Below are 20,440 nucleotides of genomic sequence, written 5' to 3'. Positions count from 1 at the left end.
TCGAACCCCCGGGCCTTTCGTTATCTCTCGTCGTTACGACGGCGCCAGCGCTCTTCCATGCGCTCCATGAAGCCCGGCCGGCGGCCGCCACGGCGACCGCCCTGGGGAGGAGCGGCCGGGGACGTGGTCTCTCCGCCGAAACCGTTCATGCGTTTCCAGCTGGACAGACCCCACAGACAGGTCGCGAGCATGACCACGAAGCCGGCGACGCCGAGCCAGATAGTGTTCGACACGACGCCGACCATCAACAGGACGACGCCGAGCGTGAAGCCAATGGAGGCTTTCACCAGGCGGCGCTTGTAATGGCTGCGTGGATCACTGATCCGGACGGTATTAGCCCACTTCGGGTCCTCGGCGTAGAGCGCCTGCTCGATCTGGTCGAGCAAGCGCTGCTCGTGCTCAGACAGCGGCACGGCGCCTCCCAAGGACAGCCCCACTACGGGGAAGACGGCAACGGACGACACGGGGTGTCCGAACCCTGCGGTCGGTTATCCCCAGAATACGAGTCTGTAGACGTAGACGAAAGAAAACGGTCACAACGTCCACAAGCGCGGTACAAACCGGAGGTGACGTCATAGATCCATTGGACCAAACGGTCGGCGAACAAGCGATGCCGGTCGCACCGCATCCGGACCGAAACGCTGGATCGCCTTGTCCATCGCCTGTTCCGCCTCCCGCCAGCCGGTCTCTCTCTCACCGAGGCCCAGTTGCCTGGTCGCGGTGCCCGCCGGTCGGAGATTCTCCATCCGGACTCCCACCAGCCGCAGCCGAATCCGCTGCAGGCCCGCGGCCCGGTAGAGGTCGCAGGCGGTGGCGTGGATCTCCTTGGCCACGTCGGTGGCCTCGCGCAGGGTGCGAGACCGGGTGATCGTGGTGAAATCCGATCGGCGTAGTTTCACACTGATTGTACGCCCTACCAGATCCGCCGCTCTGAGCCGGGAGGCCACCCGCTCCGACAGCCGCAGCAGCTCCCGCTCGATCACCTCGGGATCGTCCACGTCCTGGGCGAACGTCTCCTCGTTGCCGATGCTCTTGTCCGGCGTGTGCGGCACCACCTGGCGCTCGTCCCGGCCCCAGGACAGCGCGTGCAGGTGCTCCCCGGCCACCCCGAACTCCCGCCGCAGGGTCGTCACGGGCACCTGGGCGAGATCGCCGACCGTGTTGATGCCCAGCCGCGTCAGGGCCTGCTCGGTGCGCTCTCCGACGCCCCACAGGGCCGCCACGGGCAGCGGGTGCAGGAACTCCGTCACCCGGTCGGCGGCGACCACCAGCAGGCCGTCCGGCTTGCACTCGCGGGAGGCCAGCTTGGCCACGAACTTGGTGCTGGCCACCCCGACGGAACAGGTGATCGAGAACCGCTCGGCCACCTGCTCGCGGATCATGGCCGCGATCCCCGCCGGCGAGCCGAGCCTGCGCCGGGCCCCGCCCACGTCCAGGAAGGCCTCGTCCACCGAGAGCGGCTCCACCTCGGGGGTGATCGCGTGGAAAATCTCCATCACGCCTTTGGAGATCGCGCCATACTTCCCGTGACTAGGGGGGATCACCACAGCCTGGGGGCACAACCGCCTGGCCCGCGTCATCGGCATCGCCGAGTGCACACCGAACCGCCGCGCCTCGTAGGTGGCGCTGAGCACCACACCACGCGCCCCCGCGGCCCCGATGATGACCGGCAGGCCATGCAACTCGGGCCGGTCGACCAGCTCCACGCTGGCGAAGAACGCATCCATGTCCACGTGCAGGATCGAGCACCCCGCGTCATCCGCGAGCCCGCCCCCACCACCCGGCCGCACCTGTTTCCTGGACACGCCATTCAGCCTATCCGAACACCCGTTCTATTGATAGGCGAGCACATGCAGCTGGGTGGCGATATCACGCAGCACCGGATGGGTTGCCGCCGCCTGCTCCAGCGCCACCAGAGCGTCCGGATCCCCTTCGGCGAACCGACTCGGCACCAGATCCGCGAAGATCCGCACCCCGTGCGTCTCCCCCACCGTGAACCCGGCCTTGGCCAGCAGGGCGGCCAGCGCGGCCGCGGTGAACCGGTGCGGGGTCGGATCCTTGTCCCCCCAGCGCCCGGCCGGGTCAGCCAGCACCTGGCGGGCCTCGCCGAAGTTCCCGGCCACCGCCCTGTGGATGGCGGTCGCCACCGGATTGGCGGCCAGCACGCTCAGCACGCCGCCGGAGCGCAGCAGCCCGCCGATCGCGGCCAGCGCGACAGCAGGATCCTCGACATACTCCAGCACGCTGTGGCAGAGCACCAGATCGGCGCTGCCGGGCGCGAGGAGTTCCCCGAGATCTCCGGCATCCCCCTGGATGCCCTTGACCGCCACGCCCGCCTCAGCGGCCCGGCGCTCCAGCCCGGCCAGTGAATCCGGGGTCGGGTCGACCACAGTGACCGCGTGCCCGAGCTGGGCCAGCGGCACCGCGAACCCTCCGGTGCCGCCACCGGCGTCCACGATGTCCAGTGTCTCTCGCCCGGTGGCACCCGCCCGCTCGGCCAGCACCGCGCGCAGCGCGTCCCACACGACTGTCTGCCGCACCTTGATGTTTCCTCCCGAGAGCTGCCGGAACAGGCGTAAGCCTACGCCGCTACAGCACCAGGGAGGGCTTGAGCTGCTTGAAGCGGGCCAGGATGCCGTTGACGAACTGGGGGGACTCGTCGGTGGAGAGTTCGCCCGCCAAGTGCACCCATTCGCTGATCACGACGCCCTCGGGCACCTCGGACGACCACAGCATCTCGTAGGTGCCGCCGCGCAGCACGTTGCGGTCCACGGCGGGCATGCGTTCCATGCTCCACCCCTCGGCATACGTCGAGATCAGCTCGTCGATCCGGCCGAGATGCCGGGTCACCCCCTCGACCAGGGTGACCGTGTACTCGTTCACCGGTGGTTCGGCCCGCTCGATCCGCTCGGCCAGCACGTCGAGCGGGCTCCGGTCCCTGGCCTCGGCCTCGAAGAGGATGTCCAGGGCGCGCCTGCGGGCCTTCCCCCGAGCTGACATCAAGCGCGACCGAGGTAGTCGCCGGTGCGGGTGTCGACCTTGACCTTCTCGCCGGTCGTGATGAACAGCGGCACCTTGATCTCGGCGCCGGTCTCCAGCGTGGCGGGCTTGGTGCCACCGGTGGACCGGTCGCCCTGCAGCCCGGGCTCGGTCTCGGCCACGAGCAGCTCGACCGCGGCGGGCAGATCCACGTAGAGCACGTTGCCCTCGTTGATCGCCACCGTGGCGGTCATGTTCTCCAGCAGGTAGTTGGCGGCGTCGCCGACCGAGGCCCGGGAGACGTTGAGCATGTCGTAGGTCTCGGTGTCCATGAACACGAACTCGGCGCCGTCCATGTACGAGAACTGCATCTCGCGCTTGTCCACGGTCGCCACGTCCACCTTGACGCCGGCGTTGAAGGTCTTGTCCACCACCTTGCCGGACATCACGTTCTTCAGCTTGGTACGGACGAACGCGCCGCCCTTACCGGGCTTGACGTGCTGGAATTCCACGACGGTCCACAGGTCACCGCCGTCGAGCTTCAGCACCAGTCCGTTCTTGAGGTCGTTCGTCGTCGCCACGTGGATTCTCCAGCTTGCGGGCCGCCCTACAGAACGAGCAGCTCCTTGGTCGTGAGTGTGAGCAGCTCCGGCCCGTCGGCACGCGTCACCAGCGTGTCCTCGATGCGCACACCGCCCCTGCCCGGCAGGTAGACCCCGGGCTCGACGGTGATCGGAACTCGATCCTTTAGTCTACCGGTCCTGTCGGGGCCGAGGAACGGAAGCTCGTGGATCTCCAGGCCGACCCCGTGCCCGAGCCCGTGCTCGAAGTGCTCCGCGTGCCCGGCGTCCGCGATCAGATCCCGGGCCGCGGCGTCGATGTCGTGCGCGCTGGCCCCGGCCCGTACGGCTTCGCGCCCGGCCCGCTGCGCCGCGCGGACCAGCTCGTACAGCTCGCGCTGCCAGCCGGCGGGCTCGCCGAGGGCGACGGTCCTGGTCATGTCGGCGTGGTAACCCCGGTAGAGCGCGCCGAAGTCCATGGTGATCAGGTCGCCGCGCTGGACCGGGCGGTCGCCGGGCGCGTGGTGCGGGATGGCGCCGTTGGGCCCCGCGGCCACGATCGAGTCGAAGGCGGGTTTGTCCGCGCCGAGTTCCAGCATCCGGAACTCCAGCATCCGGACGATCTCGCGTTCGGTGCGGCCGGGCGCGATCCGGCCGGCGACGTCGGCGAAGACCTCGTCGGTGAGGGCGCAGGCGTGGCGGAGGGCGTCGAGCTCGGTCTCGTCCTTGACCGTGCGCAGCTCTTCGACCTGGCCGCTCAGGACGGGCATGTCGCCGCCCAGGCGGCGGTAGTCGTCCACGGTCATGTCGTGGCCCTCCACGGCGGCGCCGGGGCTCAGCAGGGCCGCGGCCACGTCGCGGGCCTCGATCACCTCCAGGTCCGGGCATTCGCGGGCGGTCTGGATGTAGCGGGAGTCGGTGGCCAGGGCGGCGGTCCCGTCCTGCCGGACCAGGATGGCGGCGTTGCTGCTGGCCAGGCCGGTGAGGTAGCGCACGTTGACGGGACGGGTGACGAGCAGGGCGGGCACGTCGAGCGAGGAGGCCAGCCGGAGCCGCCGTTCCACGTAGGTCATGTCCCGAATTTACGGGATATCTTGACCAGCCTCACGAGGCGGGCTACAACGTTAGGAATCTTTCCTAACTATAGGGCGGAGTTTGCCTGTGCGTTCCTTATCCCGACCGGCGCTGGCGTTCGCGGTGGCCGCCGTTCTCACGACAAGTCCAGCCATGGCCGATGCGAAGACGACCGGGTTCATCCGCGTGGACCAAGTCGGGTTCACCCCGGTTGAGAGCAAGCACGCCTACCTGATGACCACCGGGACGGCTGCACGTTTCACCGTCGTCGACGCCCAGGGGCGTACCGTCCTGACCGGAACCCCAGGCGCGGACCGCGGCACCTGGAACACGAAATATCCGCACGTCTACCCGCTCGACCTGTCCGCCCTGGAACGCCCGGGTTCGTACAAGATCAAGGCGGGCGGCCTGACCTCGCCCGAGTTCCGGATCGCCCCCGCCGCCCAGTTCGCCGTGCCCGCCGCCAAGGCGCTGGCCTTCTTCGCCGCCCAGCGGGACGGCGCCGACGTACGCCCCGGGGAGCTGGGCCGCCGCCCGAGCCACCTCAACGACCGCGCCGCCACCGTGTACGAATGGCCGGCCTTCACCGGCCCCGACACCGACGTGATCCAGGGCGAGCTCACCAGGATCGGCGGCCGGGTGGACGTCGAGGGCGGCTGGTTCGACGCCGGGGACTACCTCAAGTTCACCCACATCCTGGCCTACGTGGACACCCTGATGTGGGCCGCCAAACGCGACGGCGGACCGCTCGCCGCCGGGGTGACCGCCGAGGCGCGGCACGGCCTGCGCTGGCTGGACAAGATGTGGGACGAGAAGTCCAAAACGCTGTACATCCAGGTCGGCATCGGCGCGGGCAACGAGGAGGGGACCTTCGCGGGCGACCACGACGTGTGGCGGCTGCCGGAGGCCGACGACCACGACACCGGGGAAGGCCGGCAGTACATCCGCAACCGCCCGGTCTTCCGGGCCGCCGCGCCCGGCCAGAAGATCAGCCCCAACCTGGCGGGCCGCACCGCCGCCGCCTTCGCGCTGGCCGCCCAGGTGGAACCGGACCGCAAGATCGCCCGCGACCTGCTCGACAAGGCCGCCACCCTGTACGCCCAGGCCAAGACCACGAACGTCGGCCAGCTGGTGACCTCGCTCCCGTTCGCCTTCTACCCCGAATCCGCCTGGCGGGACGACATGGAACTCGGCGGCGCCCAGCTCGCCCTGGCCGCCAAGCGGCTCGGCGACCATCGCGCCGGGGCCTGGCTGGAGCAGGCCGCGCACTGGGCCGGGGAGTACCTGGCCCACGAGGCGGGCGGCGACACCCTCAACCTGTACGACGTAAGCGCCCTGGCCCACCGCGACCTCATCCTCGCCCTGCGCTCCTTCGGCACCCGGGGCCTGGCCGTCGGCGAGCAGGACCTGATCGCCGACCTGAAGGCCCAGCTGGAGATCGGCGCCGCCCGGGCCACCCCGGATCCGTTCCAGGCGGGCGCCGACTACGCCCAGTTCGACGCGGTGCCGCACGCGTTCGGCCTGACGGCCACCGCGCGGCTGTACCGTTCGGTGTCCGGCGATCCGGCCTACGACGCGTTCGGCACCCGGCAGCGCGGCTGGGCGTTCGGCGCGAACCCGTGGGGCGTCTCGTTCATGGTCGGGGTGAGCGAGAACGCCGAACGCTGCCCGCACCACCAGGTCGCCAACCTCAAGGGCCGCGCCGACGGGCGGCACCCGATGCTGACCGGCGCGGTGGTCAACGGCCCGAACAGCGCCGACCTGTTCGCCGACGGCCTGGGCGGCCACTTCGACGAGATGGTCCGCTGCCCGCCGGACGGGGTGGACCGCTACGAGGAGTTCACCGGCCGGGGCGCGCGTTACGTGGACGACGTGCGGTCGTGGCAGGCGTCGGAGCCCGCCGACGACTTCGCGGCCATCGCCCTCTACGCGCTCACCCTGACGTCATCTCCTTGATCTTCTCGATCAGGGCGACCCGGTCGGCGTGGGTGGCGCCGGCCGGGGTCACGTTGATCGTGGTGACGCCGGAGTCGCGCATGGCCTGGATCCGGTCCCGGACGAAGCCCTCCGGGCCGACCAGGGACATGTTCTCCAGCAGCTCGTGCGGGACCAGGGCGGCGGCCTCGTCCTTCTTGCCGTCCAGGTAGAGGTCCTGGATCCGCTCGGCCTCCCGCTCGTAGCCGTACCGGCGGGCCAGGTCGTTGTAGAAGTTCTTGCCCTTGGCTCCCATGCCGCCGATGTAGAGGGCGGCCATCGGGCGGCCGAACTCCAGCAGGCCGCCGACGTCGTCGCCGATGGCGAGGGTGGCCTGGGCGATCACGTCGAGCTCGCCGAGTTCGGGGGCGCGCCTGGCCTTGCCCGCGGCCAGCGAGGGCCCCCAGACGTCGGCGGCCTTCTCCGGCAGGTAGAAGATCGGCTCCCAGCCCTCGGCCAGCTCGGCGGCGAGCTCCACGTTCTGCGGGCCGATGGCGGCGACCACGATCGGGATGCGCTCGCGGACCGGGTGGTTGATCAGCTTCAGCGGCTTGCCGAGCTTGGTCCCGGCCAGCGGCATCGAGTAGTGCTTACCCTGGTGCTCCAGCTTTTCCCGCCGCCACACCTTCCGGCAGATCTCGATGATCTCCCGCGTCCGGCCCAGCGGCGCGGTGTACTGCACCCCGTGGAACCCCTCGATGACCTGCGGCCCCGACGCCCCGAGCCCGAGCGTGAACCGCCCGTCGGAGACGTAGTCCAGGCCCGCCGCGGTCATCGCCAGCAGCGTGGGCGTCCGCGAGTAGATCGGCAGGATCCCCGACGCGATCTGCAACGTCTCGGTCTTGGCCGCGATGTACCCCATCTGGCTGACCGCGTCGAAGCTGTAGGCCTCGGCGACGAAGACGATGTCCAGACCGGCCTTCTCGTAGTCGGCCAGCTCGGCCACGGTCTCCTTGAAGCCCCCGGAGTAGCTCAAGGCCATCCCGATCCGCATAGCGCAGTCCTCCTTGACCGAATGTTGTTCGGTTTCTTCGGCATTCCGAGGGTACATGAGCGCGTGGCCCGCCGAAGCGGCGGTCTGTGGACGGGTCTCCGGTCAATAGACTGGTGCCCGCAGCCCCAGGGAGTGATCTTGCTCAGACGCGCGGTCATGGTGCTCGCGGCCGTGCTCGCCGCGGTGCTCGCGGGCCATCGGCTGCTGCCCGAACTCGGCGGCTTCACCCCCGTCCTGGAGAGCGTGCTGCCCTGGATCGGCCTGGGCGTCCCGCTGCTCCTGGCCGCCGCGCTGGCCTCCCGCTCCGTCCCCGCCATCGTGGCCACGCTCGTCCCCGCCGTCGTGTGGGGCGTGCTGTTCGGTCCCGGCCTGCTGCGCAGCCCGCCCGGCGGCCCCAGCGACCTGTCGGTGGCCACCCTGAACGTGGGCGTCACCAACAGCCTGTCCGGTACGGCCGTGCGCACGCTCTCCGAAGGACGCGACCTGGTCGCCCTGCAGGAACTGACCCCCGGCGGCCCGGCCGCCAAGGAACTCAACAACCGGTATCCGCATCACTACCAGGTCGGCACGGTCGGCCTGTGGAGCCGCTACCCCCTGGAGGGCGCCCGCAAGGTGGACGTCGGCCTCGGCTGGGCCCGCGCCCTGCGCGCCGTCACCAAATCCCCCAAAGGCGAAGTCACCGTCTACGTCATGCACCTCGCCTCCGCCCGCCCCGGCGAAACCGAATTCCGCGACGAGACCCTCGAAGCCGCCGGAAAACTCATCGCCGAAGACGAGAGCAAACGCTTACTCCTCCTGGGCGACCTCAACACCGCCACCACCGACCGCCACCGCGAGGACCTCGTCCCCCCACTCACCGACGCCCAGCAACAAGCCGGCCAGGGCTTCGGCTTCACCTGGCCCGCCAGATTCCCCATCACCCGCCCCGACCACATCCTCTACCGAGGCATGACCGCCACCACCGCCACCGTAGAAGAAGCCGCCGGCAGCGACCACCGCGCCGCCGCAGCCACCCTGCGCTTCTAGCCATACGACCCCAGCCACGCTGCGCTTGTGATCACACGACCCCAGCCATCGCGGCCCCCTCAACCCCAGCCATGCGCGGCTTCTATTGATGCTTGTATCGATCTGGCTCACGACCCCGATGCCGCTGGCCCCTCTTGGCGCCGGTGCGGCGAGAAGCACCACCTAGGTAAACGGCGCCGGATAGCGGCGAGCAACCAGGTGATCCGTTCACTCCGCCGGGCGCTCTTGTGCCTTAGCACTGAGGGCCGCCAAATCGGCCGCCTCGTCGATGTCCGCGGGGTCGCCGACGTCGTCGCAGGGGATCTCGGTCACCAGTTCAGGATGGGCGTGCAGGAATGGGCGTGCTCCCGCGTCGCCGTGGAGTGATTCCGCCAGGTCGTGTACGTATTCACGGCCAACGATCACCGGATTTCGCGGTTTGCCGTGATATGTCGCCACGGCGATCGCCGCGCCTTTCCGGTGGGCGGTGATCAAGCGTTTGATCGCCTCAGGGCGGATCAGGGGCTGGTCGACCAGGGCGATCACCACCGCTTCCGCCGAATCGGGCATCGCCGCGAGGCCGACTCGGAGGGAGGAGGCCATGCCCGTCTCCCAGTCCGGGTTCAGCACGGTCACCGCTCCACATACCGGCGCAAGTGCCGCCCCAAGGACGACCACGACCGGATGGCATCCCCCGCCGGCCAGCAGCCGTACGCCACGATCGACGAGACGTTCCCCCTCGAACTCGACCAGCGCCTTGGGTGTCCCTAACCGCCGACCGGCTCCGGCGGCGAGGAGGATCCCGGTGATGGAGCCGTCGTGGTCAGTCACCGTGGATGCGGCCCTCCGTGCCGGTCAGCGGGAGCCCCGAGCCGCCCCAGCGCAACTGGATCAGCTCGGCGGCGATCGAGACCGCGGTCTCCTCGGGGGTGCGCGCCCCCAGGTCCAGCCCGATGGGCGAGCGCAGCCGGGCCAGCTCGTCCGGGGTGACGCCAGCCTCGCGAAGCCGTACCAGCCGATCTTCATGGGTGCGGCGGGATCCCATCGCGCCCACATACGCGGCGGGGGTGCGCAGCGCGACCTCCAGCAGCGGGACGTCGAACTTGGGATCGTGGGTGAGCACGCAGATGACCGTGCGTTCGTCCACATTCGTGGCGGTCAGATAGTCGTGCGGCCATTTGACCACAACCTCGTCGGCGTCCGGGAAACGCTTGCCGGTGGCGAACACCGGGCGGGCGTCGCAGACCACCACGTAGTAACCCAGGAACTTGCCGATCCGCGCCACCGAGGCGGCGAAGTCGATCGCCCCGAACACCAGCATGCGGGGCGAGGGCGCGAACGACTGCACGAACACCTGCAGATCGTCGAGGCGGCGCTCGCCGTGCGCGCCGTACCTGCGGATGCCGGTGAGCCCCTGGGCCAGCATGCCGCGCACGTCGTCGTCGACCGCGTCGTCCAGCCGCGCCGACCCGAGGGTGCCGGAACCGCGATCCGGCCAGATCACCCGGCGCGCGCCCGCCTTGCCGGGACCGGACAGGATGGTCGCCACCGCCACCGGCTGCCGCTTCTCGATCGACGCGGCGATCTCCCCGAGCTCCGGATAGTCCGCCCGCGACACCGGCTCCACGAAGACGTCGATGATCCCGCCGCAGGTCAGCCCGACGGAGAAGGCGTCGTCGTCGCTCACGCCGTACCGCTGCAGGACCGGCCGCCCGGCCGCCACCACGTCCTGGGCCAGCTCGTACACCGCGCCTTCGACACAGCCGCCCGACACGCTGCCGACCGCCTCGGCCGCCAGCACCGCCATGGCCGCGCCCGGCGGCCGGGGCGCGCTCCGGAAGGTGCCGACCACCGTGGCCAGGCCGAACCGCTCCCCGGCCTCCCACCATCGCACGATCTGCGAAAGCACATCACGCACGCCGCAACCCTCCCAACCGATCCCCTAGCTCCTCGAAAGCAGCCAGACTGTGCCCTGCCACCAGCTCGTCGATGTACGGCAGCGCGGCCCGCATACCCGCCGTCAACGGCTGATACCCCGGATCCCCTTTATGAGGATTAACCCACACGACCCGGTGAGCCATCCGCGCCAGCCGCGCCATCTGCGCCGCCAGCAGCCCCGGATCCCCACGTTCCCACCCGTCGGAGGCGATCACCACGATCGCCCCGCGCGCGTCAGCGAGCCTGAGCAGCTCCCGGAGTTCCTCCCCCAGCCGGGTCCCGCCGCTCCAGTCCGGAATCGCCTTCGACACCGCGTCCATGGCCACGGCCGGATCCCGGTGCCGCAGCTCGGCGGTGATCCTGGTCAGCCGCGTCCCCACGCTGAACACCTCGGTCGCCCGCGGCTCGGACCGCACCAGCGCGTGCGCGAACCGCAGCAGCGAATCCGCGTAGGCGGCCATCGACCCGCTGACGTCGGCCACCATGACGACCCGCCGCGGCTTCAGCCGCCGATCCCGGTAGTACAGCCTGGACGGCTCGCCGCCGCTCCTGATCGCGTGCCGCGTCGTCCTGCGCGCGTCCAGGACGCCGCCCTGGGACGGCACCAGCCGCCGTGACCTGCGCAGCTCCCTGGCCGTCCGGAGCAACGCGAGCATGCGGTGCACCTCGTCGCGCTCGGCGGCGGTCATCCGGGCGATGTCCCGATTACGCAGCACCTCGACCGCGCTGGCCGTGGCGGGCAGCACGTTCGGCTCACCCTCCGAGGCGCCCGTGTCACCCGAGGGCGTGGCGGTGAACCGGGTCACGGTCACCGTCAGCTGGGATCGGGCCGGGCCTGCCCGTACCCCCGCGAAGTACGCGGCGAAGCAGCGGTCATACCTGGGCAGATCATCGGGACCCGCGCACAACGTCAGCCGCCCCGCCCAGTAGACGTCGCTCTCCCGCGCCGAATCGAGGTGTTCGAGCGCACTCAGGAAATTCCGCGTCCGCTCGTGATCGGCTCCGACCCCCGCCGCCCGCAGAGTCCGCGCGAACCCCACCAGCACCGACACCAGCCGGGCTCGCGGCTCACCCATCACGCAAAAGCCCATTTTTCACGACGAACTGCTGATCCTCCCGATATTTCAGGACCGCGCCGAGCGTGGCGGCGGCGAGATCGGGATTGAGATCGGTCGCCCCCAGCGTGAGCATCGCCTCCGCCCAGTCCAGGGTCTCCGCGATCCCCGGCGGCTTGACCAGATCGGCCTCCCGCAGCCGGGCGGCGGCGTGCGCGACCTGCCCCGCCAGCGTCTCCGTACAGGCCGGCAGGCGGCGCAGCAGGATCGCCACCTCCCGATCGAACCCCGGATGCTCCAGCCAGTGATACAGGCACCGCCGCTTCAGCGCGTCGTGCACCTCCCGCGTCCGGTTCGAGGTCACCACCACCACCGGCGGCGCGGCTGCCGCGATCGTCCCCAGCTCCGGAATCGAGATCGTGAAATCCGAGAGGACCTCCAGCAGGAACGCCTCGAACTCGTCGTCCGCCCGGTCCACCTCGTCCACCAGCAGCACCGCGGGCTGCACCTCCAGCGCCCGCAGCAACGGCCGCGCGATCAGGAACCGCCGGTCGTAGATCTCCCCTTCGAGCGCCCTGACATCCCCCGCGCCCACCGCCTCGGCCGCCTTCAGATGCAGCAGCTGCCGGGCGAAATCCCAGTCGTAGAGCGCCTGCGCCGCGTCCAGCCCCTCATAACACTGCAACCGGATCAACGGCGCCTCCAGCACCGCGGACAGCGTCTTGGCCAGCTCCGTCTTCCCGACCCCCGCCTCCCCCTCCAGGAACAGCGGCCGCCCCATCTTCAACGCCAGAAACGCCGCCGTCCCCAGCCCCTCATCGGCGAGATAATCCTGCTCCCCCATCCGCCGCACCAGCGCCGCCGGAGAATCGATATCAGCCGCCCTGCCCGCTCGCTCCCACACGCCCTCAGGCTACGCCACCGGATAAGTTTCCCCCGTGGACAATCCGCTTGGCCTCCCCGGCTCCCCCGCCGCCACCGCCCTGCTCGCCGAACTGGAAGCCCGGTGGTCAGAACCCCACCGCCGCTACCACACCCGCGCCCACCTGCACGCCGTCCTCACCGCGATCGACACCCTCGCCGCCCACGCCGACGACCTCCTCGCCGTACGGCTGGCCGCCTGGTTCCACGACGCCGTCTACGACGGCCGCCCCGGCCACGACGAGGAACGCAGCGCCCAACTGGCCCACACCCGCCTCACCGCCTGCGCCTACCCCGCCGCCGCGGAGGTCGCCCGCCTGGTCCGCGTCACCGCCACCCACACCCACGCCCCCGGCGACCACAACGCCGCCGTGCTATGCGACGCCGACCTCTCCATCCTGGGCGCACCCCCCACCACGTACGACCACTACAGCCACGCAATCCGCCAGGAATACCACCACGTCCCCATCAACCTCTTCAAAACCGGCAGAACCGAAGTCCTCACCCGCCTTCTCACCAAAGACCCCCTATTCCATACCCCGACCGCCCAATCCCTCTGGACCGAACAAGCGACGAAAAACCTCACCCGAGAACTGGCATCCCTGGGGACCTGAGGATCCGGCCGCCTGCATGAGTATGATCTGGGTATGAGCGAGAAGAAGACGCGGATCACCATCACCGTGGATCCGCATCTGGCCGCCTACGCCGAGCAGCTCGTCGAAGCCGGGAAGGCGGCCTCGGTGTCCGCCGCGTTCAACGACGCCCTGGCCGAGCACGCCCACCGCAGCCGGCGGGCCCGGCGCTGGTGGCAGACCAAGGCGGCCGCGGCCGCCGCCGATCCCTCCACCGCCGCTCGAGTGGCCAGGACCCGCGCCCACATCGACGAGCAACTGCGCGCCTTCCAGGAGCGCGGGCAGCGTTGACCGACTTCACGCCTGTCCCCCTGATCCTGGACTCGACCGTGCTGCACGAACTCGCGCGCGGCGAGATCGGCACGATCAGCCTCATCCAGGGCTACGACGCCGACGGCCAGCCGATGGTGGTCTCCGCTCTGGCGATCACGCGAGCGCTGGTGGACACCCACACCGAAGAGGCCGCCGACGCCATGCACGGCCTGACCTCGCTGGAATACGTGACCGTCGCGCCACTGCGGGACACCGAACAAGCCGAACTCCTGGCCGAGGTCGTGGCGACCACAGGGCTGGAGGCGTACGAGGCACACACGGCCGCGATCGCGGACATCTCGTTCTGCCCCATCCTGACCATGGACGCCACCCGATGGGTTGACGCCTCAACCCATCTGGACGAACCCCTCCACATCATCGAGATCAGAGATCCCGAGGGCTAGATCCCATCCTCGACCGTGACCGCGGCACAGTCGCGTTGTCCGCCGCGGATCACTTCCTCTCTCGGCCGGCGCGGGGGATCCTGACGAGGGACCCGTCGGATGGTGTGAGGGGGGGCAAGCCGGCATCGAGACGATCCGATCGGCCGATCAGATGAGAACGCTCGCCATCTCGCGACAGGGCAAAGTCGAGGGGGGCATTCCGGTGTTCCTTCTGCATGGAACTCCGGGCAGCCGGGTGGGCCCGGCTCCGCACGCCGACCTGCTCAATCGCCTGGGTGTCCAGCTGATCACCTACGACCGGCCCGGGTACGGGGCGTCCGACCGCCACATGGAACGGCGGGTGTGCGATGTCGCCTCCGACGTCACGGCCATCGCGGACCACCTGGGCCTCGATGAGTTCGCCGTGGCCGGGCGATCTGGCGGCGGGCCACACGCGCTCGCTTGCGCCGCGCTCATCCCTGACCGGGTGACCCGGGTGGCGGCGCTGGTCAGTCTGGCGCCGATCGCCGCCGCGGAGCTGGACTGGTTCGAGGGAATGACCCCGACCAATGTGAGCGAGTATCGAACCGCGCTACAAGGCCGGGCCGCCTTGACCGCCAAGCTGGCCTCGGAGGCCGAGGAGATCAAGAAGGACCCCGTCCAGCTGGTGAACAGCATTTTCGCCGAACTCACCGATTCCGACCGGCGCATCGTGACCGACCCGGAGTTCCGTACCGCTCTGATAAGAAACTTCGCGGAAGCGGTGCGAACGTCGCCGGGCGGATGGATCGACGACTCCCTCGCCTTCACCGCCCCCTGGGGTTTCGATCCCGCCGAAATCCGGGTCCCCACGCTGGTGTGGCACGGCCAGGACGACAAGTTCTCTCCGCTGAGCCATTCGCGGTGGCTGTCCGAACGCATTCCCACGGCACGGATGACCGTGCAACCCGGAGCCGCGCACTTCCATGCGTTCCACGTCCTCCCCGACCTGCTCCCCTGGCTCGTTCAACGGTGACGTGGGAGCCCCGAGCAGAGGTCATCGGTCTTCGGGGGCCTCGCCTTTGGCCTTGAGGAGGATGCGGAGTTCTGCCACCGCCTGGGCGGCGCGGATCTTTTCGGAGCCCTGGATGCCCATCGCGCCGATGACTGTGCCGTCGGCGAGGTCGAGGCGGGGCCACGGGTCGGCGTCGATGAAGGTGACGTCGAGGACCTCGGCCCATTCGTAGCGGTGGGTGCGCAGGACGTTGACGACCGTGAGGCCGTCTTCTGCCGCGACCACCCGGATCCGGCCGATCAAGTGCAGGACCCAGGCGATCGCGGCGAAGAAGGCGACCATGCCGATTCGGTCGGGGGCCTTGAACTGTTCCGGGAGGACGACCGCCAGGATCAGGGAGCCCGCGACCATGAGCGCCGCCATGCCGTACGCGACGTAACGGGAGCGGCGGGGGCGCCAGGTGAGAGGGAGGGTGGGCAGGGGTTCGGGCACGATTGAGGGTCACCAGGTGAGTCGGGGCGGGACCACAGAACCGTACTGCACGGGTGCGGAGGTCAGGGGGTCAGGGCGCGGAGGAGGACGGCGGTTTCGAGGGCGGCGACGGTGGCTTCGTAGCCTTTGTCCTCGTGGCTGCCGGGGAGGCCGGATCTGTCGATGGCCTGGTGCAGGCTGTCGCAGGTGAGGACACCGTTGCCGATGGGGGTGGATTCGTCCAGGGCGATCCGGGTCAGGCCGGCGGTGACCGAGTCGCAGACGTAGTCGAAGTGGGCGGTCTTCCCGCGGATCACGACGCCGAGGGCGACGACGGCGTCGTGGCGGCGGGCCAGGGCCTGGGCGATGACGGGGATCTCCAGGGTGCCGGCCACCCGGACCACCACGGGGGTGGCGCCGCAGTCCTTGGCGGCCTCGACGGCGCGGGCGACCAGCTGGTCGGTGATCTTCTCGTGCCAGCGGGCGGCGACGATGCCGACGGTCAGGCCGTCCGCCTCGACGGGGGTCGGCTCGGGGCGTCCTACTCCACTCATCACTTCTCTCCACTCATCGCTTATCTCCAGGAATGTCGTGGCCCAGGCGGTCGCGCTTGGCCGCCAGGTAGTTCTGGTTGTACGGGTTGACCACCACCGGCATCGGCTCCCGGCCCAGCACCTTGATGCCGTAGCCGTCCATGCCGCGCAGTTTGGCGGGATTGTTGGTGAGCAGCCGGACCGACTTCACGCCCAGGTCGCCGAGGATCTGCCCGGCGTTGGAGAACTCGCGCGCGTCGACGGGCAGGCCCAGTTCCAGGTTGGCGTCGACGGTGTCGCTGCCGTTGTCCTGCAGGCTGTAGGCGCGGAGCTTGGCGACCAGGCCGATGCCCCGGCCCTCGTGGCCGCGCAGGTAGACGATCACGCCGCGGCCCTCGGCGGCGATGGCGCTCATGGCGTGGTCGAGCTGCACGCCGCAGTCGCAGCGCAGCGAGCCGAGCACGTCACCGGTGAGGCATTCGGAGTGGGCCCGGACCAGGACGTTCTCCTCCAGGCCCTCGCCGAGGACCAGGGCCAGGTGCTCGCCGCCGTCCAGGGCGCTGGTGTAGCCGTACGCGCGCCAGGTGCCGTACCGGTTGGGGATGGACGTCTCGGCGACCCGGGTGACCATGCGCTCGGTGCGGCGGCGGTGCTCGATGAGCTGCTCGATGGAGACCAGGGCGAGGTCGTGCTCGTCGGCGAACTCGCGCAGCCGGGGCAGCCGGGCCATGGTGCCGTCGTCGTTGACGACCTCGGCGAGGGCGCCGGCGGGGGTGAGCCCGGCCAGGCGGGCCAGGTCCACGGCGGCCTCGGTGTGGCCGGGGCGGGCCAGGACGCCGCCCTCGCGATACCGCAGCGGGAAGATGTGCCCGGGCCGGACGAGCTCGTAGGGTTCGGTGGCGGAGTCGCAGAGGGTGCGGATCGTGTGGGCCCGGTCGGCGGCGGAGATGCCGGTGCTGACGCCGTCCCTGGCGTCCACGCTGATCGTGTACGCGGTGCGCAGGCGTTCCCGGTTGTCCTGCACCATCAGCGGCAGCCTGAGCCGGTCCAGGTCGGGCCCCGGCACGGCCACGCAGATCACCCCGCTGCTGTGCCGGATGGTGAAGGCCAGCAGGTCCGGCGTGGCCTTGGAGCCGGCGAAGATGAGGTCGCCCTCGTTCTCCCTGTCCTCGTTGTCGACGACCACGACCGGTTTGCCGTCGCGGATGTCCGCGATCGCGCGTTCGATCGGATCCAGCCTGATGGTCATACCGCCACCACTACTTCCCTTGACCGGTATTGCTTGAGCCAGTTCACGAACCCGACGAGGACCAGCAGGAAGAAGATCCCGTACACGGTTCCGGAGACGACGAGGCCGGAGCGGAAGGCCAGCGGCACGCCGACCAGGTCCACCGCGACCCAGATGAGCCAGAAGTCCACCAGCGCGCGGCCCTGCGCCCAGGTGGCGACGGCGCTGCCGACGAAGATGTACGCGTCGGCGGCGACCAGGAAGTACCCCTCGGGCAGCGGCGCGTGCGCGCCCCAGGACAGCCCGGTCGTGAAGAACAGCACGCCCACCGCGGCGGTGCCGGCGACCATTGCGACGATCATGGCGGCCCGCTCGGGGCCGGTGGCGGGGCGCACGGCCAGCTCCTGGCCGTCCCGGGTGCCCTGCGACCAGCGGATCCAGCCGTAGATCGCGAGCGCGCCGAACATGACCTGCTTGAGGGCGTTGCCGGTGATGTGCGCGTTGACGGAGGCGACCAGCAATAACACCGACGCGGTGAGCTGGACCGGCCAGGTCCAGATCGACCGCCGGATGGCCAGCAGGACGGTGGCCAGCGCGGCCACGTTGCCGATCAGGTCGGTCCACAACACCCGGGTGCCCAGCAGGTCGAAGCCCGCCTCGGCCCAGTTCATGACCGGGTCACCAGCTTCTCGACGTACTTGGCGATGATGTCGACCTCCAGGTTGACCGGGTCGCCGGGCTGCTTGTGACCGAGCGTGGTGAGGCCGAGCGTGGTCGGGATTAAGCTGACGGCGAAGCTCTGCTCGTCGACGGCGGCGACGGTGAGGCTGACCCCGTCGACGGTGATGGAGCCTTTCTCGACCACGTAGCGGTTCAGGTCCTTGGGCAGGGAGAGGCGGACGATCTCCCAGTGCTCGGCGGGTTCGCGGGTGAGGATGACGCCGGTGCCGTCCACGTGGCCCTGCACGATGTGGCCGCCCATCCGCTGGTCGGCGCGGACCGCGCGTTCCAGGTTGACCCGGGAGCCCCGCTGGAGCACGCCCAGGCAGGAGCGGTTCAGGGTCTCCTTCATGACGTCGGCGGTGAACACCTCGCCGTCCACGTCCACCACGGTCAGGCAGACGCCGTTGACGGCGATCGACTCTCCGTGCCGCGCGCCGACGGTCACGATCTTGCCGTGTACGGCCAGGCGGGCGGCGTCGTGCAGGTGCCCGACGTGCACGACCTCACCGAGTTCCTCAACGATTCCGGTGAACATCTGTCTCCTTCGGGGGTGCCGGCCGGGCGATGAAGCGAAGGTCCGGCCCAATAGGGGAAATTTCGTGAAATATCAGTCGATGGGTGTCGGTGATGGTGGTGACTCCGGCCGGTCCGAGGGCCGCCGCCCCCGAGCCCAGCAGGGCCGGGGCCAGGTAGCCGACCACCTGGTCGACCAGCCCGGCCCGCAGGAACGATCCCGCCACCACCGGCCCGCCCTCCACCAGCAGGCTCACCACCTGCCTGCGGTAGAGCTCGGCCAGCAGGCCGTCGAGATCGATCCCGTCCGGGGTCCGGGCCAGCCGGACCACGTCGGCGTGGGCCACCTCGGTTCCCTCCGCCACCGCGATCAACGTCGGCGCGGCCGAGTCCAATACCCGGGCGCCCGGCGGCGTCCGCCCCTCGCTGTCCAGAACCACCCGGAGCGGCGGTCTCCCCCGCGGCGGCCGCACGGTGAGCTGGGGATCGTCCGCCAGCACCGTGCCGATCCCGGCCAGGATCGCGTCCTGCTCGCCCCGCAGCCGGTGCACGTCGGCCCGCGCCTCCGCCGAGGTGATCCACTTGCTGGTGCCGTCCTCGGCCGCCGACCGCCCGTCCAGCGTCGCCGCGAACTTCCACGTCACGTACGGCCTGCGCCGCCGCACGAAGGTCAGCCAGGCCGCGTTGCCCGCTTCGGCCGCCTCGGTCAGCACCCCGGTGTCGACCCGGATCCCCTGCCGCCGGAGCCGCTCGGCGCCCCCCGAGGCCACCGGATTGGGATCGCCCACGGCGATGACCACCCGGGCCACGCCCGCCTCGATCAGGGCGAGGCTGCACGGCCCGGTCCGCCCGGTGTGGTCGCAGGGTTCGAGTGTCACGTACGCGGTGCCGCCCCTGGCCCGCTCGCCGGCCGCGCGCAGCGCGTTCACCTCGGCGTGGGGGCCGCCGGCGTACTCGTGGAATCCCTCGCCGGCCGGCTCGCCGTCCGCGTCGAGGATCACGCACCCGACCACGGGATTCGGGCTGGTCGTCCCCAGCCCGCGCGAAGCGAGCGCGACGGCACGCCGCATGTGCGCGATGTCCGGCTGATCGGCCACCCCGGTCCTCTCCTCACCTGTGTCACCAGGCGGGCCCCGGGGGTGGCGATGGGTGCACAAACCGGTGCACTCCATCAGCGGACAGCGGACCTCCCCGAAAATCGGGGGACGCCCAACCGCCCGCCAGCGCGCTGCCTCCCATCCGGACTTTCACCGTCGGTCCTGGAGTTTCACCAGGTCAACCGGCCGAAGGCTTCGGCCGGGTCGCGGACTGTAACCGCCGGTTCGGAATTACACCGACCCCGGAGCACGCTTTGCTCGCTTTCAGTGTGCCATGCGACCGCGAATCGCGGCGACCCATCCATCTAATGAGACAAGCAAGCGCTTGTTTCCAGTCCTCGCGCGCCGCACGTTCACGCTTACCCCAAGGGCGGATGTGCCAGCGCCAGCGCGCGCAGGTCCCGGACGGCCTGGGCCGGATCGTCGGCCGCGTAGACCGCGTTGCCCGCCACGAACACGTCCGCCCCGGCGGCGGCGCAGCGTTCGATCGTCTCGGCCGAGACGCCGCCGTCGACCTGCAGCCAGATCTCCCCGCCGTGCTTCTCGATCAGCGCCCGGGTCCGGGTGATCTTCGGCAGCACCACGTCCAGGAACCGCTGCCCGCCGAACCCCGGCTCCACCGTCATCAGCAGCAGCATGTCGATCTCCGGCAGCAGATCCTCGTACGCCTCGATCGAGGTGGCCGGATTGAGCGCGAACCCCGACCTGGCCCCGGCCGCCCGGATCGCCCGCAACGTCCGCACCGGCGCCTTGGCAGCCTCGGCGTGCACGGTCACGCTCCCGGCCCCGGCCTCCGCGTAGCCGGGCGCCCACCGGTCCGGATCCTCGATCATGAGATGGCAGTCGACCGGAATCGGGGTGGCCCGCAGCAGCGCCTCCACCACCGGCAACCCCAGTGTGAGATTGGGCACGAAATGGTTGTCCATGACGTCCACGTGCAGCCAGTCGGCCACCCCTTCGACCCGCGCCGCCTCGTCGGCGAGACGGGCGAAGTCGGCGGACAGGATGCTGGGCGAGATCTGTACGGCCATGACCGGCAATTCTACGGCGAGAC

At 70.1% G+C, this 20,440-nt stretch carries 24 protein-coding genes and 1 riboswitch; of the genes, 6 read left to right on the top strand and 18 right to left on the bottom strand.

Going from position 1 to position 20,440, the window contains the following annotated elements:
• Nucleotides 1-20 precede the first annotated feature (20 nt).
• The 6 genes from Amac_RS21535 to Amac_RS21510 all read right to left on the bottom strand — a co-directional run bounded on the left by Amac_RS21535 (nt 21) and on the right by Amac_RS21510 (nt 4,612).
• Nucleotides 21-413 (bottom strand): SCO2097 family morphological protein, encoded by a 393-nt coding sequence (locus tag Amac_RS21535; RefSeq protein WP_155342910.1) that lies wholly within the window; start codon nt 411-413, stop codon nt 21-23.
• A gap of 159 nt (nt 414-572) precedes the next feature.
• Entirely contained in the window at nt 573-1,805 is a 1,233-nt protein-coding gene (locus Amac_RS21530) for a DNA polymerase IV (RefSeq protein ID WP_155356180.1), read from the bottom strand.
• Between the two features lie 27 nt (nt 1,806-1,832).
• Nucleotides 1,833-2,540, bottom strand: coding sequence for a methyltransferase domain-containing protein (locus tag Amac_RS21525; protein ID WP_155356179.1), 708 nt, complete (start codon nt 2,538-2,540; stop codon nt 1,833-1,835).
• A gap of 49 nt (nt 2,541-2,589) precedes the next feature.
• Nucleotides 2,590-3,000 carry a transcription antitermination factor NusB gene (gene nusB, locus Amac_RS21520; RefSeq protein ID WP_155351451.1) on the bottom strand — a complete coding sequence of 137 codons (411 nt, stop codon included), beginning with the start codon at nt 2,998-3,000 and terminating at the stop codon, nt 2,590-2,592.
• On the bottom strand, nt 3,000-3,560 hold the full coding sequence (gene efp, locus Amac_RS21515; RefSeq protein ID WP_155351452.1) for an elongation factor P: 561 nt from the start codon (nt 3,558-3,560) through the stop codon (nt 3,000-3,002). The genes nusB and efp overlap by 1 nt, the downstream gene beginning before the upstream one ends.
• Nucleotides 3,561-3,586: 26 nt before the next feature.
• Nucleotides 3,587-4,612, bottom strand: coding sequence for an aminopeptidase P family protein (locus tag Amac_RS21510; RefSeq protein ID WP_155356178.1), 1,026 nt, complete (start codon nt 4,610-4,612; stop codon nt 3,587-3,589).
• An 88-nt stretch (nt 4,613-4,700) separates the two neighbouring features.
• On the opposite strand from Amac_RS21510, the gene Amac_RS21505 reads away from it, so the two are divergent.
• Entirely contained in the window at nt 4,701-6,569 is a 1,869-nt protein-coding gene (locus tag Amac_RS21505) for a glycoside hydrolase family 9 protein (RefSeq protein WP_246268551.1), read from the top strand.
• Here Amac_RS21505 and Amac_RS21500 read toward each other — a convergent pair.
• Nucleotides 6,547-7,581 (bottom strand): LLM class F420-dependent oxidoreductase, encoded by a 1,035-nt coding sequence (locus Amac_RS21500; protein WP_155356177.1) that lies wholly within the window; start codon nt 7,579-7,581, stop codon nt 6,547-6,549. The genes Amac_RS21505 and Amac_RS21500 overlap by 23 nt on opposite strands.
• Nucleotides 7,582-7,719: 138 nt before the next feature.
• On the opposite strand from Amac_RS21500, the gene Amac_RS21495 reads away from it, so the two are divergent.
• Nucleotides 7,720-8,607: an endonuclease/exonuclease/phosphatase family protein gene (locus tag Amac_RS21495; protein WP_246268550.1), complete on the top strand. Its 888-nt coding sequence runs from the start codon at nt 7,720-7,722 to the stop codon at nt 8,605-8,607.
• 207 nt (nt 8,608-8,814) lie between these two features.
• Here Amac_RS21495 and Amac_RS21490 read toward each other — a convergent pair whose 3' ends face one another.
• Genes Amac_RS21490 through Amac_RS21475 form a run of 4 tightly spaced genes read right to left on the bottom strand, consistent with a single transcriptional unit; the run spans nt 8,815 to nt 12,483 of the window.
• Nucleotides 8,815-9,417, bottom strand: coding sequence for a nucleotidyltransferase family protein (locus tag Amac_RS21490; RefSeq protein WP_246268548.1), 603 nt, complete (start codon nt 9,415-9,417; stop codon nt 8,815-8,817).
• Entirely contained in the window at nt 9,410-10,504 is a 1,095-nt protein-coding gene (locus Amac_RS21485) for an XdhC family protein (protein WP_155356176.1), read from the bottom strand. Before Amac_RS21485 ends, Amac_RS21490 begins: the two co-directional genes overlap by 8 nt.
• Complete coding sequence (locus tag Amac_RS21480) at nt 10,497-11,600, bottom strand: vWA domain-containing protein (RefSeq protein WP_155356175.1); 1,104 nt, start codon at nt 11,598-11,600, stop codon at nt 10,497-10,499. Before Amac_RS21480 ends, Amac_RS21485 begins: the two co-directional genes overlap by 8 nt.
• Nucleotides 11,593-12,483 carry an AAA family ATPase gene (locus Amac_RS21475; RefSeq protein WP_425544318.1) on the bottom strand — a complete coding sequence of 297 codons (891 nt, stop codon included), beginning with the start codon at nt 12,481-12,483 and terminating at the stop codon, nt 11,593-11,595. Before Amac_RS21475 ends, Amac_RS21480 begins: the two co-directional genes overlap by 8 nt.
• 34 nt (nt 12,484-12,517) lie before the next feature.
• On the opposite strand from Amac_RS21475, the gene Amac_RS21470 reads away from it, so the two are divergent.
• The 4 genes from Amac_RS21470 to Amac_RS21455 all read left to right on the top strand — a co-directional run bounded on the left by Amac_RS21470 (nt 12,518) and on the right by Amac_RS21455 (nt 14,842).
• Nucleotides 12,518-13,114: an HD domain-containing protein gene (locus Amac_RS21470; RefSeq protein WP_155356174.1), complete on the top strand. Its 597-nt coding sequence runs from the start codon at nt 12,518-12,520 to the stop codon at nt 13,112-13,114.
• A 33-nt stretch (nt 13,115-13,147) separates the two neighbouring features.
• A complete protein-coding gene (locus Amac_RS21465) occupies nt 13,148-13,423 on the top strand; it encodes a hypothetical protein (RefSeq protein WP_155356173.1) in 276 nt (91 codons plus the stop codon).
• The gene (locus tag Amac_RS21460; protein ID WP_155356172.1) at nt 13,420-13,848 is read left to right on the top strand and encodes a hypothetical protein; all 429 of its coding nucleotides are present in this window, start codon (nt 13,420-13,422) and stop codon (nt 13,846-13,848) included. Before Amac_RS21465 ends, Amac_RS21460 begins: the two co-directional genes overlap by 4 nt.
• A 202-nt stretch (nt 13,849-14,050) precedes the next feature.
• The gene (locus Amac_RS21455) at nt 14,051-14,842 is read left to right on the top strand and encodes an alpha/beta fold hydrolase (RefSeq protein WP_218041213.1); all 792 of its coding nucleotides are present in this window, start codon (nt 14,051-14,053) and stop codon (nt 14,840-14,842) included.
• A 21-nt stretch (nt 14,843-14,863) separates the two neighbouring features.
• Here Amac_RS21455 and Amac_RS21450 read toward each other — a convergent pair whose 3' ends face one another.
• From Amac_RS21450 to rpe, 7 genes are all read right to left on the bottom strand, one after another.
• Nucleotides 14,864-15,313 carry a PH domain-containing protein gene (locus Amac_RS21450; RefSeq protein WP_307729747.1) on the bottom strand — a complete coding sequence of 150 codons (450 nt, stop codon included), beginning with the start codon at nt 15,311-15,313 and terminating at the stop codon, nt 14,864-14,866.
• A 62-nt stretch (nt 15,314-15,375) separates the two neighbouring features.
• Entirely contained in the window at nt 15,376-15,846 is a 471-nt protein-coding gene (ribH, locus tag Amac_RS21445; protein WP_155356170.1) for a 6,7-dimethyl-8-ribityllumazine synthase, read from the bottom strand.
• Between the two features lie 13 nt (nt 15,847-15,859).
• On the bottom strand, nt 15,860-17,074 hold the full coding sequence (locus Amac_RS21440; protein ID WP_155356169.1) for a bifunctional 3,4-dihydroxy-2-butanone-4-phosphate synthase/GTP cyclohydrolase II: 1,215 nt from the start codon (nt 17,072-17,074) through the stop codon (nt 15,860-15,862).
• Nucleotides 17,071-17,724, bottom strand: coding sequence for a nicotinamide mononucleotide transporter family protein (locus Amac_RS21435; RefSeq protein WP_155356168.1), 654 nt, complete (start codon nt 17,722-17,724; stop codon nt 17,071-17,073). The genes Amac_RS21440 and Amac_RS21435 overlap by 4 nt, the downstream gene beginning before the upstream one ends.
• Nucleotides 17,721-18,311, bottom strand: a complete 591-nt coding sequence (locus tag Amac_RS21430; RefSeq protein ID WP_155356167.1) for a riboflavin synthase — start codon at nt 18,309-18,311, stop codon at nt 17,721-17,723. The genes Amac_RS21435 and Amac_RS21430 overlap by 4 nt, the downstream gene beginning before the upstream one ends.
• Nucleotides 18,292-19,386: a bifunctional diaminohydroxyphosphoribosylaminopyrimidine deaminase/5-amino-6-(5-phosphoribosylamino)uracil reductase RibD gene (gene ribD, locus Amac_RS21425; protein WP_246268546.1), complete on the bottom strand. Its 1,095-nt coding sequence runs from the start codon at nt 19,384-19,386 to the stop codon at nt 18,292-18,294. The genes Amac_RS21430 and ribD overlap by 20 nt, the downstream gene beginning before the upstream one ends.
• Before the next feature lie 124 nt (nt 19,387-19,510).
• Nucleotides 19,511-19,641, bottom strand: a riboswitch (FMN riboswitch).
• Nucleotides 19,642-19,745: 104 nt separating this feature from the next.
• Nucleotides 19,746-20,417: a ribulose-phosphate 3-epimerase gene (gene rpe, locus Amac_RS21420; RefSeq protein ID WP_155356166.1), complete on the bottom strand. Its 672-nt coding sequence runs from the start codon at nt 20,415-20,417 to the stop codon at nt 19,746-19,748.
• Between the last annotated feature and the right edge of the window lie 23 nt (nt 20,418-20,440).

Source organism: Acrocarpospora macrocephala (assembly GCF_009687865.1).
GTDB classification, from domain to species: domain Bacteria; phylum Actinomycetota; class Actinomycetes; order Streptosporangiales; family Streptosporangiaceae; genus Acrocarpospora; species Acrocarpospora macrocephala.
This window is presented reverse-complemented; position numbering and strand designations above follow the sequence as displayed.